This is a genomic window from Lentzea terrae (genome assembly GCF_003265345.1).
Lineage (GTDB): Bacteria > Actinomycetota > Actinomycetes > Mycobacteriales > Pseudonocardiaceae > Lentzea > Lentzea terrae.
Window position 1 is genome coordinate 1 of record NZ_QFWW01000022.1, and the last position, 14,104, is coordinate 14,104.

The 14,104-nt window shown below is 69.8% G+C and carries 11 protein-coding genes and 1 pseudogene; 5 read left to right on the forward strand and 7 right to left on the reverse strand.

Annotation, left to right across the window (positions count from 1 at the left end; translation table 11 throughout):
- Nucleotides 1–95: 95 nt before the first annotated feature.
- Nucleotides 96–665, reverse strand: coding sequence for a hypothetical protein (locus DI276_RS26905; protein ID WP_112268301.1), 570 nt, complete (start codon nt 663–665; stop codon nt 96–98).
- A 392-nt stretch (nt 666–1,057) separates the two neighbouring features.
- Between DI276_RS26905 and DI276_RS26915 the strand changes: the two genes are divergently transcribed.
- Nucleotides 1,058–1,795: a M15 family metallopeptidase gene (locus DI276_RS26915; RefSeq protein ID WP_232836965.1), complete on the forward strand. Its 738-nt coding sequence runs from the start codon at nt 1,058–1,060 to the stop codon at nt 1,793–1,795.
- Here DI276_RS26915 and DI276_RS26920 read toward each other — a convergent pair.
- Nucleotides 1,792–2,229, reverse strand: coding sequence for an Lrp/AsnC family transcriptional regulator (locus tag DI276_RS26920; protein WP_112268305.1), 438 nt, complete (start codon nt 2,227–2,229; stop codon nt 1,792–1,794). The genes DI276_RS26915 and DI276_RS26920 overlap by 4 nt on opposite strands.
- 111 nt (nt 2,230–2,340) lie before the next feature.
- Here DI276_RS26920 and DI276_RS26925 point away from each other — a divergent pair, with 111 nt between their 5' ends.
- Nucleotides 2,341–3,594: an ArgE/DapE family deacylase gene (locus DI276_RS26925; protein ID WP_112268542.1), complete on the forward strand. Its 1,254-nt coding sequence runs from the start codon at nt 2,341–2,343 to the stop codon at nt 3,592–3,594.
- Between the two features lie 32 nt (nt 3,595–3,626).
- Here DI276_RS26925 and DI276_RS26930 read toward each other — a convergent pair whose 3' ends face one another.
- From DI276_RS26930 to DI276_RS26945, 4 genes are all read right to left on the reverse strand, one after another.
- Nucleotides 3,627–5,102: a glucosaminidase domain-containing protein gene (locus tag DI276_RS26930; RefSeq protein ID WP_112268307.1), complete on the reverse strand. Its 1,476-nt coding sequence runs from the start codon at nt 5,100–5,102 to the stop codon at nt 3,627–3,629.
- 66 nt (nt 5,103–5,168) lie between these two features.
- Nucleotides 5,169–6,665, reverse strand: a complete 1,497-nt coding sequence (locus DI276_RS26935; protein ID WP_112268309.1) for a hypothetical protein — start codon at nt 6,663–6,665, stop codon at nt 5,169–5,171.
- 169 nt (nt 6,666–6,834) lie between these two features.
- Complete coding sequence (locus tag DI276_RS26940; RefSeq protein ID WP_112268311.1) at nt 6,835–7,173, reverse strand: alpha/beta hydrolase; 339 nt, start codon at nt 7,171–7,173, stop codon at nt 6,835–6,837.
- Nucleotides 7,174–7,298: 125 nt separating this feature from the next.
- A complete protein-coding gene (locus DI276_RS26945) occupies nt 7,299–7,931 on the reverse strand; it encodes a hypothetical protein (protein WP_112268313.1) in 633 nt (210 codons plus the stop codon).
- 261 nt (nt 7,932–8,192) lie between these two features.
- Between DI276_RS26945 and DI276_RS26950 the strand changes: the two genes are divergently transcribed.
- Nucleotides 8,193–9,368, forward strand: coding sequence for a hypothetical protein (locus DI276_RS26950; protein ID WP_112268315.1), 1,176 nt, complete (start codon nt 8,193–8,195; stop codon nt 9,366–9,368).
- Between the two features lie 151 nt (nt 9,369–9,519).
- Here the strand turns inward: DI276_RS26950 and DI276_RS53280 are convergent.
- A pseudogene (locus tag DI276_RS53280) lies at nt 9,520–10,014 on the reverse strand (hypothetical protein); the annotation flags it as partial.
- Between the two features lie 57 nt (nt 10,015–10,071).
- On the opposite strand from DI276_RS53280, the gene DI276_RS26960 reads away from it, so the two are divergent.
- Nucleotides 10,072–12,348, forward strand: coding sequence for an ATP-binding protein (locus DI276_RS26960; RefSeq protein ID WP_112268317.1), 2,277 nt, complete (start codon nt 10,072–10,074; stop codon nt 12,346–12,348).
- A 230-nt stretch (nt 12,349–12,578) separates the two neighbouring features.
- Nucleotides 12,579–14,104: LamG domain-containing protein (locus DI276_RS26965; protein ID WP_198680932.1), on the forward strand; the 1,526-nt coding region annotated here is incomplete at its 3' end.

Sequence of the window (14,104 nt, forward strand, 5' to 3'; positions counted from 1 at the left end):
CTCCTGCCCGGCAACCCACGAACAAGCGTGAGCGGGGCCCCGGCCCGCAACCACTCCACATCAAGCGGTCAGGTCATACCGTCTAGCGCACCCGCTCACGGGAAGACGTGCAGCGTGACCAGTTCGCCCTGGACGGACCTGAAGCTGAACGTCGCGCATTTCAGCAGATCGCTGAGCAGCCCTTGCCGGTTCCACGTCGTCGAGAAGGCGACCTTCTTGCCCGTCTCGTAGCCGCTGGTGATCCGGCCCTCGACGACCATGCCCTGGCCGTTGATGTCGACGCGGTCGGCGGTGTCGGGGGTGACGCTGAACTGGCTGGTCGCCGTCTGGTTGTCGGTCGTGTGCCAGGTGATGGTGCCGGCCAGCTTCTCGTTGCGGACGTTGAAGGTCGACGGCAGCGCGCACGACGCCCTGCTGGACCCCGTCAGCGCGACACTGGCGGACTTGACCTTGGAGTCCGCGTTGAGCGGCTGGCAGTCGGCACTGTCGGCTCTACCGCCGAGCGTCTGTTTCGTCTCGAGGAGGCCGACTCCGGGGCTGAACGTGACGCTGGCGGTGTCGCCGTGACAGGTGATCTCACCAGCTGGCGGAACGTCCGCCTGCGCGGCCGGGGCGAGTGCGAGGAGCAGAGTGAAAGTTGCCGCAGCAATTGTTCGTACGCGCATGATGTGCGTCTCCTGATTCGGGGTGATCTAGCGGCGTCACTGAACCAGGGCGTGCCTGGCCCGATCAATAGATGCTCGGGCTATCAATTTCAAGGTGAGTTTCGTTACTCGGGCAATCGGGTGGATCGTCTACACGGGACTGCCACGCGCAGCCGCAGCCTCGTGGCAAACACCTGCGGAGCTGCGGTTTTCGCGCCGATCCGCAGTGGACAGCAGTTCGACCGGGTCGTCGTGCCCGTGTGGACAGATCGCTGGATCGGATGACGCGTTCATCAGTCGGTTGACCTCGAACGGCTCGGGGAGTAGATCGCCGGGGAAAATCCAGGGAAACCTGTTCCGCTGATCGGTCTTCACACTGGGGCGGTGGCCGGCGCACTGCTTGGATGAGCGACATGCGCGCCCTGCTGATCTCCGTGCTGCTGACCGTGTCGTTCGCGCTGCCCGCCCAGGCCTCGAGCAAGTTCGTGGTGCTGCGCGACGTCGACCCGACGATCCTGCACGACATCCGCTACTACACCGACCACAACTTCGTGGGCACCCGCATCGACGGCTACCAGGCGCCGCTGTGCATCCTGACAAGGCCCGCGGCGCTGAAGTTGCGGGCAGTGCAGCGGCAGATGCTCGCGCAGGGCTACTCGCTCAAGGTCTACGACTGCTACCGCCCGCAGCGCGCGGTCGACCACTTCGTGCGGTGGGCACGGGATTTGGCCGACCAGCGGATGAAGACCGAGTTCTACCCGCAGGTCGACAAGACGCGGCTGTTCGAGGACGGCTACATCGCGGAGAAGTCCGGGCACAGCCGCGGGTCGACGGTCGACCTGACGATCGTCAAGCTGCCTCCGCGGTACCAGCGGCCGTACGTGCCGGGGGAGCGGCTGGTGAACTGCTACGCGCCCAACCGGTTCCCCGACAACACCGTCGACATGGCGACCGGGTACGACTGCTTCGACACGCTCTCGCACACCGACGACCCGCGGGTGACGGGCAAGGCGCGGGAGAACCGGCAGCGGCTCAAGTCGGCGATGATCGGCGCCGGGTTCCGCAACCTCGCCGAGGAGTGGTGGCACTTCACGTTGAACGGTGAGCCGTACCCGGACACCTACTTCGACTTCCCGGTGGCACGTCGCTAGACCCGCGGCCGGCTCAGCAGCCGGGAGAGCACGATCGCGCTCTCGGTCCGCTGGACCGGAGCGGTGGCGCGGACGCGTTGGATGGCCTGCTCCAGGTGCGGGATGTCCCTGGCCAGCATGTAGATCATCGCGTCGGCGCCGCCGGAGACCGTGCACGCCTCGATGACCTCGGGGATGCCGTCCAGCGCCTGACGCAGCTCGGCCGGGGTGGGGTTGCCCGCGCAGTAGACCTCCACGAACGCCTCGGTGTGCCAGGCCAGCGCCTGCGGGTCGACCAGTGCCGTGAAGCCGCGGATCGCCCCGGTCGCGACCAGGCGGTCCAGGCGTCTCTTGGCGGCGGACGGCGACAACCCGGCCGCCTTGCCGATCTCGGCGTAGGTGGCCCTGGCGTTGCGCACGACGCACTGAATGATCGCCTCGTCGATGTCGTCCATGGCACCAAAATCTGCCACCACTGCCGATTCTTTGCAAAAAATGCTGCATTGGTCGCCGCAAATGACGATTGTTTGCATCGCGCGGCCGACCCTAGTCTCCTGGCCGTGACGATGAACGAGGTCGAGGCGGCGGCGTTGGCCGCGGTGGACGAGGCGGCGATCGGCCGGCTGCTGCTGGAACTGCTCGAGGTTCCGAGCGTGACGGGCAGCGCCGCGGAGTCCGAGCTGCAACACCTGCTCGCCAGGCACCTGGAACAGCTGGACCTCGACGTCGACCTGTGGTCGATGAACCTGCCCGAACTGCGCGCCCACCCAGGTTTTCCGGGCAGCGAGGCCCCGCGCACGGAGGCATGGGGCCTGGTCGGCAGCACGCCGCCGGTCGACGGGCCGACGCTGATCCTGCAGGGCCACGTCGACGTCGTCCCGCCCGGTGACCTCGCGCAGTGGCACGGCGACCCGTTCCGCCCGCACGTGACCGGAGACGTGGTGCACGCGCGCGGCGCCTGCGACATGAAGGCCGGCGTGGTGGCGATCCTGGCCGCGCTCGCCGCGATCCGCGCGGTGAATCTGCGCGGCAGGGTGTCCGCGCACTTCGTCGTCAGCGAGGAGGACGGCGGGCTGGGCGCGTTCGGCACCCTCGAACGCGGCCACACCGGCGACGCCTGCATCATCACCGAACCGACCAGCGGCGCGCTCATGACGGCCAACGCCGGTGCGCTGACGTTCCGCATCGAGGTGCCCGGCCGCGCGACGCACGGCAGCACCAGGTACGCCGGGGTGAGCGCCATCGACGCGTACCTGCCGGTGCACCAGGCGCTCGCCGAGTTGGAGGCGCATCGCAACGCTGGTGCCGATCCGCTGATGTCCTCCTACCCCGTGCCGTATCCGCTGTCGGTCGGCACTCTTCAGGCCGGTGACTGGGCCAGCAGCGTGCCCGACCTGCTGGTGGCCGAGGGGCGGCTGGGCGTGCAGCTGGACGAGGATCCCGCCGCGGCGCGGGCCGAGCTGGAGGAGTGCGTGGCTGCGGCGTGCGCGGCGGATCCGTGGCTGCGCGCGCATCCCGCCACCGTGACGTGGCCGGGTGGCCAGTTCGCCAGTGGCCGGTTGCCGGCAGGGCACCCGCTCGCGGCCCTCGTGGGAGACGCGCACGCCGACGTCACCGGTGCTGCGCGACCTGCTGAGCGGGGTGCTCCTTACGGGAGTGATCTGCGGTTGTACTCGGGAGCGGGGATTCCCACGCTGCAGTACGGGCCTGGCGACGTCCGGCTCGCCCACGGGCCGCGGGAACAGGTCAGGGTCAGCGAGGTCGTCACGGTCACCCGTGCGCTCGTGCTGGCCACGCTGCGGTCGGTCGGCGTGCACTGAAGCCCGGCCCCGCGGGGCCGGGCTTCAGATGGTCACCGTCCCATGATCACCACTTGGGCGCTGTTGTCGTCGTGCCCGGAGATGGCCACACCGGAACCCTTGGCCGGGGTGCCGTCGGTGCCGGCGACGGTCTGGAACTCGGTCCACGCGTTGCTGGTGCGGATGCGGTGGTAGATGCCGTCGTCGCTGCCGATGATCAGCACCTGGGCGGTGCCGTCCGGGTGGGTGCCGATCGCGACGTCCTTGCCCGCCGCGGGGAGCGTGGTGCCCGCGCCGTTGAGCGGCTGGAACCCGCTCCAGGAACCGTCGGCGGCGCGAACCTGGTGGTACACGCGGTCGTCCCACCCGACGATGACCACCTGCGACCGGCCGTCGGCCATGCCCGCGACGGCGACCCGCTTGCCCTTGGCCGGGGCGGTGGTGCCGTTGCCGGCCAAGGGTTGGAAGCCGGTCCACCGGTCCGGGTAACGGATTTCGTGGTAGACCACGTCATCCGCGCCGACGACGACCAGCTGGGCGCTGCCGTCGGGCATGGCCGCGATCGACACGTCCTTGCCCACGGCCGGGGTGGTGGTGCCCTGACCGGCCACCGGCTGGAAACCGGTCCACCGGTCGGGGTGGCGGATCTGGTGGTACACCCGGTCGTCCCAGCCCACGATCACGACCTGGGCGGTGCCGTCCGCCATGCCCGCGATCGAGACGCGCTTGGCCTTGGCGGGCGCGGTCGTGCCGTTGCCGGCCAGGGGCTGGAAGCCGGTCCAGCGGTCCGGGTAGCGGATCTGGTGGTAGACCACGTCATCCGCGCCGACGACGACCACCTGCGCCGTGCCGTCTGCCATCGCGGCCACCGCGACGTCCTTGGCGTTGCCGGGCAACGTGGTCTGGTACCCGGCCAGGGAACGGAAGCCGGTCCAGGTGCCGTCGGCGTTGCGGATCTGGTGGTACATGGGCGCGTGCGGCGTCGCGCCGCCGACGTCGTAGCGGTACAGGTTGTTGGCGTCCATCATCGCGATGATCTTGTTCGCGTAGTTCGGGTCGGTCGCGTAGCGCTGGGCGACCTGGCGGATGAACTCGCGCGGGTCGTGCCGGTGGGGCAGCGCGTGGGCGTAGTTGGAGCTCGTGGTCAGGACCCGGCCGTAGTCGCGGAACGAGTCGGTCATCGTGGCGTAGACGCGGAAGTACGCGGTGGTCGGCTGGCACGTCGGCTGGCATTCCTCGGTGGCGAGGCTGCGGCAGCCGACGGCGATGGGGCCGGGGTTGGTCGCCGACACGCACTTCATGCCGAAGTGGTTGTTGAACTCCGCGGCCAGCCGGCTGGTGCCGCGGGCGGACTCGTGTGCGGCCTGCGCGGCGGCGACGGACGCAGGGATGTCGTACTCGGCCTTCACGGCGCGGGCGCGCGGTTCGGCGGTGGCCCAGTAGTCCGCGGCCTGGGCTGACGGGGTGAGCGTGCTCAGCGCGGCGGCGATCACGATCCCGATGAGCCCGGCTCTTCCGGGGAACTTCATGGTCGATCTCCTGTGCTCGGTGAGGGGTGGGTGGTCCGCCTCGGCGGACCACCCACGGGGAAGGGCTCAGTGGCCGACGATCACGACCTGCGCGCTGCCGTCGTCGTGTGCGGAGATCGCGACCTGGCTGCCCTTGGCACCGGCGGTGGTGCCCTGACCGGCCACCGGCTGGAACTCGGTCCACGCGTTGCTGGTGCGGATGCGGTGGTAGATGCCGTCATCGCTGCCGACGATCAGCACCTGGGCGGTGCCGTCCGGGTGGGCGTCGATCGCGACGTCCTTGCCGACGGCCGCAGCGGCGGTGCCGGCGCCGTTGAGCGGCTGGAACCCGCTCCAGGAGCCGTCGACGTTGCGGACCTGGTGGTACACCCGGTCGTCCCAGCCCACGATCACGACCTGTGCGCGGCCGTCGGCCATGCCGGTCACGGCGACCCGCTTGCCCTTGGCCGGCGCGGTGGTGCCGTTGCCCGCGAGCGCTCCGAACTCGCTCCAGCCGGCGTCGGTGCGGATGCGGTGGTAGACCACGTCATCGGCGCCGGTGATCACGACGTGCGAGCTGCCGTCCGGCAGGGCGTCGATCGCGACGTCCTTGCCGACGGCCGCCACGGTCGTGCCCGCGCCGTTGAGCGGCTGGAACCCGCTCCAGGAGCCGTCGACGTTGCGGACCTGGTGGTACACCCGGTCGTCCCAGCCCACGATGACCACCTGTGCGCGGCCGTCGGCCATGCCGGTCACGGCGACCCGCTTGCCCTTGGCCGGCGCGGTGGTGCCGTTGCCCGCCAGCGGCTGGAAGCCGGTCCACCGGTCGGGGTACCGGATCTGGTGGTACACCTGGTCGTCCGCGCCGACGATCACGGCGTGCGCGGTGCCGTCCGCCATGGTCGCGATGGCCACGTCCTTGGCGTCGCCGGGCAGCTCGGTCTCGTACCCGGAGAGCGGGCGGAAGCCGGTCCAGCTGCCGTCGGCGTTGCGGATCTGGTGGTACATCGGGTCCGCCGGGTTGGTCGGCGGCGCCGGAGCGTCGACCAGGTGGTCGTACCGGATCGGGGTGTACTTGCTCGCGGTCGCCGCGGACCAGGTGCGTTCGACCGTGGGCGAGCCGTTGGGGCGGGCCTGTTCGCGAACCACCGGCTGCGTTCTGGCCGCGTCGGCCCACCGCAGGAACAGCGCGACGTGCGAGCCAGCGTCGTTGAGCGCGTCACCGGGCTGTAAGTCGGCGCGGGGGATCTCGTGTGAGATGTAGTGGATGTCGCGGGTGGTGTAGCTGTGCCGGGCGCCCCACGCCATCGAGACGTAGCCGGAGCAGTCGGTGCGGTACTGGCCGTAGGCGTTGCGATAGCAGTTCGACTGGCTGTACGGGACGCGGGCGGTGATCCAGCTCTGCGCACGGGTGAGAATCTCGGCGCGGGTGGTCTTGCGGTGGTTCGGTACCTGCTCGCAGGTGAGCATGATCGAGAAGTCGTCCTGCGCGACGGCCGTGGCGGCGGGGGTGAGCAGTGCGCCGCCCGCGACGGCCGCGGCGAGGAGGATCGAGCGCAGGGTCGAGCCGGTTCCGTGCGACATGGTGTCTTCCTTCTGGTTGTTGTTCCTGCTGACAACCAGAAGCTTGGGGAGCGCACCTGTAAGTCGTCTCTAAGTGACGTGCAAGCTGGGCCTGTGAACCTGTAGATCACCTGTAAGTACCGCGCGCAGACTGAAGCCCCCGATCGGGGGCGGGGCTTCAGCGAAGTCGTCAGGCGAGGTTCTTGGTGAAGAACTCGTCGAGCTTGTCGAACGGGATGAGGTCCTTGCGGTCGTACAGGTCGACGTGGTCCGCACCGGGGACGATCAGCAGGTCGACGGCGTCAGAGGCCTTCGCCCGGACGTCCTCGGAGTAGTAGCGGGAGTGCGCGTTCTCACCGGCGACCAGCAGGTCGCGGTTCGTGTACTGCTGGAAGCCGAAGAACATCGTCGGCGTGGTCGCGGTCCACGCGGTGGTGGAGTTGATCGAACGCGGGTGGAAGCCGCGCTCGGCGCGGTAGTAGTCGAAGAAGATCTTCGTGATCGGGTCGGCGTCCGGCGGCAGGGCCACGGGCAGGACGCGGCTCGACGGGGCGACGTTGCCGTTGCTGTCGAACTCCAGGAAACCGCCGCTTCGTCGGACGGGGCAGGTCCGGTTTGTGGGGGTACAGGCTTTACCTCCCTTCCCGGTCTTGATCACGGGCCGAGCCAGCGGTGCAGTGGCATCCGCGAGTAGTCGGCGAGGTCGTCGACGTTGGCCTGGAACTGCGGATGCTGCGGCCCGATGATCCGTTTCGCCTGGCCCAGGGGCTGGCCGGCCAGCCACAACGACAACTCCTCGAACGCCTCCGCGGTGTGGCCACGGGGCGTCCACAGCAGGCACGGGCCGGGCACTCGGGTGGAGACCTGCTGCCCCAGCGCCGTCACGATGATCGGCGGGCCGGCCATTTCGCTGTCGAGCAGGCACAGTGCCGCACCGGTCGACAGGGCCAGTGTCGCGAAGGTTTCCCGGATGGACGGCGACATCAGGAACAGCTGGCTCTGTGAGTTGACCGCCGGCATGAAGCTGAACCTCAGGTGGTCTGGCAGGAGCGCGTAGGTGTCCCCGATGCTGAGGTAGATGTAACCCACCATGACCCTGCTGCTGCCGTCCGGCCAGGTTTGGCCCACAGCGGGATCTGTCTCGTCCTGGTAAGCCCGCAACGGCTCGTCCACCGGGAAACAGAGGGACAGGTCGAAATCCCCTTCGTCTGCGAGGGCGACCGTTTTGTCGCTGACGAAACCACGGGTGCCTGGGAGCCGCACCGACGTGCCGTCGGGGAGGAGCACGTTCGTCCATCGTGACTTTTGCGGGTCGCACAGTTCCGCGACGGCGGTCAGGAAGCGACCGGCGTTGCACGTAGAAGTCGTAGGTGAAGTCGATCCCCATGGATCCCCCCAACGTCGGTCCGGCTCATTCTCCGTGGGCGCTCCACCGGATTTCTGACCGCCGATAACGTTCACTTATCGGGGGTTAGATTTTCCGTGCCTAATTGGGTAGCGTTGCGTTATATAACGTAACTGCACACGTAATTCTGCTACGATATCGCTGTGGAGACGAGCTGTAACTTCCCCGGCTGCGAGCGCCCCGTTTTCCGAGGTGGCGGGCCGGGCAGGCCCTCGGAGTACTGCGACCTGCCCGAGCACACGCGGTGGCGGGCCTGGCGGGAGCGGCAGCGGCTGGCCGCGGAGCCCGAGCAAAACCTGGAGGTCGTCACCGTGACGAATCTCCCGAGGGTCTCCGGTACCGCCAAGATCAGGGCCGAAGAGCTCCTCGACCGCTTCCGGGTGCTGTCGGAGCAGATGACGCAGACGCTCGGGCGGGCGGTGAGCGAGCTGAACGCGATGGCGGACCCGAGCGTCGCGGAGAGTCAGATCCAGGCCGCGGAGGCGGAGGCTGCCCGGCGGGTCGCGGAGGCTCAGGCGGAACTGGCGGCGGCGGAACGCCGGCGGCACGAGGCCGAGCAGGCGCGCAAGGCCGCCGAGGAGATGATCGAGCAGGCGGTGCGGGCGGCGGAGGAGGCCGACGAGGCCGCGGACACGGCGTTGACCGAGCGGGATGAGGCTCGGGAGGCCGCGCGGGCTGCCGCTGAGCGGGCTGAGGCGGAGATCGCCGAGGTGCGGGTGCAGGCGGCGGCCGTGATCGAGGAGATCCGGGCCGAGGCGGACGCGAAGGTGCGGGAAGCGGTCGAGGCGGCGGAGCAGGCGCGGGCTGACGCGGTGAAGCACGCCGAGCAGGCGCGGCGGCAGGCGGCGAAGGAGATCGAGCAGGCCAACGCCGCAGCCGCAGCCCAGATCGAGCAGGCCAACGTTGCCGCCGCGGCCGAGGTCGAGCGGGCCCGCGTCGAGGCGAAGACCGAGGTGGACCGGGCGAAAACCGAGACCGCGGCTGCCGTTCAGGCTGCTGAACGGGCACGTTCTGATGCCGCCGAGACCGTCAGCCGGGCCGCGAAGGCTCGTGACCAGGCGGTCGTGCGGGCCGAACGCGCCGAACAGGCCGCCGCCGACGCGCGGGCCGAACTCGAGCGCTCACGCGGCGAGTTCGAGGCGCGGTTCGCGCAGGTCAGGCAGGAGAGCGCGGAGCAACTGGCGGCGGTGCGGCAGACACTCGCGGTGGTGGAGGACGCGCGTGCTCAGACGTTGGTCCGCGCCGAGCGCGCTGAGCGTCAGCTGGACGAGGCGGCCGAGGAGCTGCGGGCGGCGCGGCGGGCGAAGACCTCGTCCTGAGCGGCGGCCATCTCGCGCAGCGCGGACTCGCGTTCGCGCTGGGTGAGGCGGTCCAGGTAGAGCCTGCCGTGCAGGTGGTCGGTCTCGTGTGCAGGCAGCGGGCGAAGTAACCCCTCCCCTCGACGACGATCGGGTTGCCGTCCTGATCCTGGCCGCGCACGACTGCGCGGTCAGGGCGGGCCACCACGCGGTACGGGCCTGGCACCGACAGGCACCCCTCCGGTTCTTCGAGGAGTTTTCGCTGGTCGGCGGGCAGGTCGTCGAGCACGGGGGTGAGGAGGTGGCCGGTGTGGTGGGTGCCCCACTCGTCGCGCATGTCCACACGAACAGCTGCTGGTGTGCGCGGAACGGGCCGAGCAAGCCGCTGTGGACGCCCGCGCGGAGTTGGAGTGGTCCCGAGGTGAGTTCGACGCGCGGCTTGCGCAGGCCAGGCAGGACGGCGCTGATCAGGTTGCGGCGGTGCGGCAGGCGTTGGCCGCGATGGAGGACGCGCGGGCGGAACGGGCCGAGCGTCAGCTCGACGAGGCTGCAGGCGTTGCGCCGTTCGGGCGACTGCGAGCGTGCACTTGGGCGGTCGGAAACCTAGAATCCCGCTGCGTAGCCAGCGGATGGTCCCTGCAGAGGGATCGGGGAGGCCCACCGCCATGGGGCGGTTCACGGTGATCACGCATCGACTGTTCCCTCGGTGGACGGGAGCGGGCACATGACCGTCGTCGCACCGCAGGCCGCGGGCCTGCCGACGCCCCTCAGTTCCTTCGTGGGCAGAACCCGCGAGATCAGGGAGATCCGCAGCCGCCTGGGCACGACGCGGCTGCTGACGCTGACCGGGATGGGCGGGGTGGGCAAGACCCGGCTGGCGTTGCAGGCGGCCGGCGCCGTGGTGAACGCCTTCCCTGGCGGGGCGTGGCTGGTGGACCTGACCCCGGCGCGGGACGAGGTGGCGGTGGCCAGGGCGGTCACGGCCGCGCTGGGCCTGCCGGAGCGTGACGCCCATTCGGCGCCGGAGCAGCTCACCGCTCTGCTGGCGGAGCGCCGGGCGTTGATGGTGCTGGACAACTGCGAGCACGTGGTGGACGCCTGTGCGGAGCTGGCGCACACCCTGTTGTCCGCGGCTCCGGAACTGCACATCATCGCCACGAGCCGAGAACGGCTGGGCCTCACGGGCGAGCACATCATCGCCGTGGCCCCTCTCGCACCTGGGGAGGCGGCGGAGCTGCTGCAGGAGCGGACAGTCGCCGTGCGCCCGGACTTCCAGGTCACCGACGCCAACCGGGCGGTGGTCACCCGGCTGTGCGCCGAGCTCGACGGGATTCCCCTGGCGATCGAGCTGGCCGCCTCCCGGCTGCAGACCCTCACGGTCGAGCAGGTGACCGATCGGCTCGAGGACAGGTTTGCGTTGCTCACCAGCGGTTCCCGGGTTGCCAGGCCTCATCAGCGCACGCTGCGCGCGACGGTCGACTGGAGCTGGGAGCTGTGCACCGACGCGGAGCGGCTGCTGTGGACCCGGCTGTCGGTCTTCGTCGGCACGTTCGCCCTGGACGCCGTCGAATGTGTCTGCGCGGGTGACGGCATCGCGGAACACGAGGTGCTGGACCTGCTCGATCGGCTGGTCGCCCAGTCCGTCGTCGTGCCGACCGAGGTCGAGGGCTGGCCGCGCTACCGGCTGGTGGAAACGCTCTGGCAGTACGGGCGGGAGCGGCTCGCGGAGTCCGGTGAGGAGGAACGGCTCCTGCTGCGGCACCGTGACTTCTACCTCGCCCTGGCCACGGGCAACGACGACCGCTGGTTCGGTCACGGTCAGGTGGAGGCCCTGGCGAGGCTTCGGCTCGAACACCCCAACCTGCTGGTGGCGCTGGACTGCGATGCCGACTGCCAGGTCAGGCTCGCGCTCGCGGTGGCGCTGCGCTACCACTGGTACGCGGGTGGATTCCTCGGCGAGGGCCGTCAGCAGCTCGAACGGGCGCTGGCGACAGCACCCGAGCCCACCCTGACCCGTGCCAAGGCCCTGTTCAACGCCGCGTGGGTGGCGTTGATGCAGGGCGACCACGCGACAGCCGGCCAGTGGCTCGAGGAGGCTGACGCCGTGCGTGAGCAGCAGGCGGACGGGGCGGCGGAGTGGGAATCCGTGCGCGCCTCCGTGCTGGGCTTCCGCGGGGTCGCGGCGCAGTACCAGGGCGAGCTCGGGGAGGCCGTGCCCTTCTTCGAGGAGGCGGAGGCCATCTTCCGGGCGCTGGGCGACGGGCGTGAGGCGACCGGCTGGCTGATCGCGTTGGCCCAGGGCCAGGTTTATGCGGGGGACCCGCGCGCAGCGGAGACGGGTACGCAGGCGTCCGCCGCGGCCGAGGCCTACGGGGAACGTTGGGGCCGGGCGCATCTGCTGGTGGCGTTGAGCTTCAACGCGTGGGTGCACGGTGACATCGAGGCGGCGAAGGCGCTGTCCCAGACCGGGCTGGAGTGCATCCGGGGGTTCAACGACTACGTCGCCGTCGCGCTGATGCTGGAACACCTCGCGTGGACAACGGCCTCCGGCAGTGATCCGGTGCGGGCCGGGCGGCTGCTGGGTGCCGCGGGCGCTCTCTGGCGGGACGTCGGCACGGACATCTCCGCGTTCCACCCGCATCTGGCCGGCTATCACCAGCGGTGCGCGGAGGAGATCACCCAGGCCATCGGCCCGGCCGCCTATGCCAGGGCGTTGTCCGAGGGCGCCGGCCACGCCTGCACTCCGGCCGAGGCGATCAACCTCGCCGTGGGCGACCGGGCCGCGCCCCCCGCCGCGGTGTCCGGTGCCCTGACCCGCCGCGAGCAGGAGGTGGCCGCGCTGGTGGCGCGAGGGCTGAGCAACCGGCAGGTCGCGTCGGCGCTGGGACGCTCCCAGCGCACCGCTGACCGCCACGTCGAGAACATCCTCGCCAAGCTCGGTTTCCGGTCGCGCGCCCAGATCGCGGCCTGGTGGGTGGAGAGCCAGGTACCCACGTCGTAGAACTCGGCTCCAGTTGGTAGAAGTACCCATGGCGTCGGCGGGCCGCGCTGCTGAATCCTTCCAGCGTGACGCACAGCACGGCGGACCGGGCCGGCTTCACGGCGTCGACGCCTGAAGACCTCCGGCCTGCCTCCCGGCTGTAACTCATTTCCGCCGCCGATTTCACCCGGCCGGCTCCTTCGACAGTCGTCGTCCACGACGCCTGTTCGCGCATTTGCGAAAGGAAATCAATGCGAAGAAGAGAAGCGGCCGGGCAGGGCCAGTTGGCTGTCCGCACGGGCGCCCCACCATGGCGGCGGTTGTTCGCCGGTGTCGTCGCGGTCATGTCCGCGGCGCTGGTCGCGGGCTCGCTGACGACTGCCGGACCGGCGCAGGCCGACATCACCGGCGGCCTGCTGCTGCGCTACAAGCTGGACGAGGCGTGGGGCACGGTCGCACGCGACTCCTCGGGCAACGGCCGTGACGGCACGGTCAACGGCGGCGTGAAGTGGGGCGGCGGCCAGGGGCTGGAATTCAACGGCTACGACACGTACATCAAGGTCCCGAACAACATCATGGCCGGGCTCAGCTCGATCACCGTCTCGTTCGACGTGTGGGTCGATCACTACCTGGGAAAGCCCTACTTCCTGTACGGGTTCGGCAACACCGACGCCAGCACCGGTAAGGGCAACGGCTACCTGTTCTCCACCGCGGACCAGTTCCGCACGGGCATCACCATGAGCGACTTCCCCGCCGAGCAGCAGACCAGGCCCGGCTACTCCTACCAGCTGGCGCGCGGCATGTGGAAGCACGTGACCTACACGCAGACGGGCAACACCGGCATCCTCTACGAGAACGGGATCGAGAAGGCTCGCAACACCAACGTGACGATCGCCCCCGGAGCGATCGGCGGCGGGACGACGACAGCGAACTACATCGGCCGGTCGCTGTACGAATCGGACCTGCGCTTCCGGGGCCGGATGCGGGACTTCCGCGTCTACAACCGGGCGTTGTCCACGTCCGAGGTGAACGCCGTCGCCACCGGGACCGAACAGGAGTGGGAGCAGCTCCAGGCCCTCGCGTCCTACAACGGCGCGCTCGCCGCGATCCACGACCCCAACGTCGGACCGAAGATCATCTTTCCGTCGGACCACCCCGGCGACATCAACAACCTGAACATCCCGCCCGGCTGGAGCAACGAGTTCGGGCAGACGCCCACGCAGTGGCCCAACCCGGTCAAGGTGAAGAGCCCGCTGTTCACCGTCGCCCACATCAACGAGATCCAGGACGCGGTCAACGCGCAGGTGCAGCCCGACGGCGGCACCACCTACAACCTGAGCGTCTACTACGACGGCACGCGTGACCGGGTCGTGGCGCACACCGACGCCCCGGCATGGGTCACCGACTCCCTGGCCGCCAAGTACGCGGGCAAGCTCGTGATCGAGGGCTACACCCTCAACAACCCGCCACCTGCGAAGTGCACTCCGGAGCAGGTGACCGCGGGCACGGTGCTGTCCGAAGGCGTCGCACCGGCGGACGGTTTCAACGATGCCGCGACGAAGCTGCAGTGGCAGCAGGTGCAGGCGCTCGCCGACTACAACTGCGCGCTCGGCGCGTTCAACGACGCCAACGCCGGACCGAAGATCGTCTTCCCGGCGGACTACGCCGGCGACCTCAACGATCTGCGCAGGCCGCCGGGGTGGACCTCCGAGTACGGGGACGTTCCTGCTGACTGGCCCTCCCCTGCCACCACGAAGAGCCAGTTCACGCTCGCGCG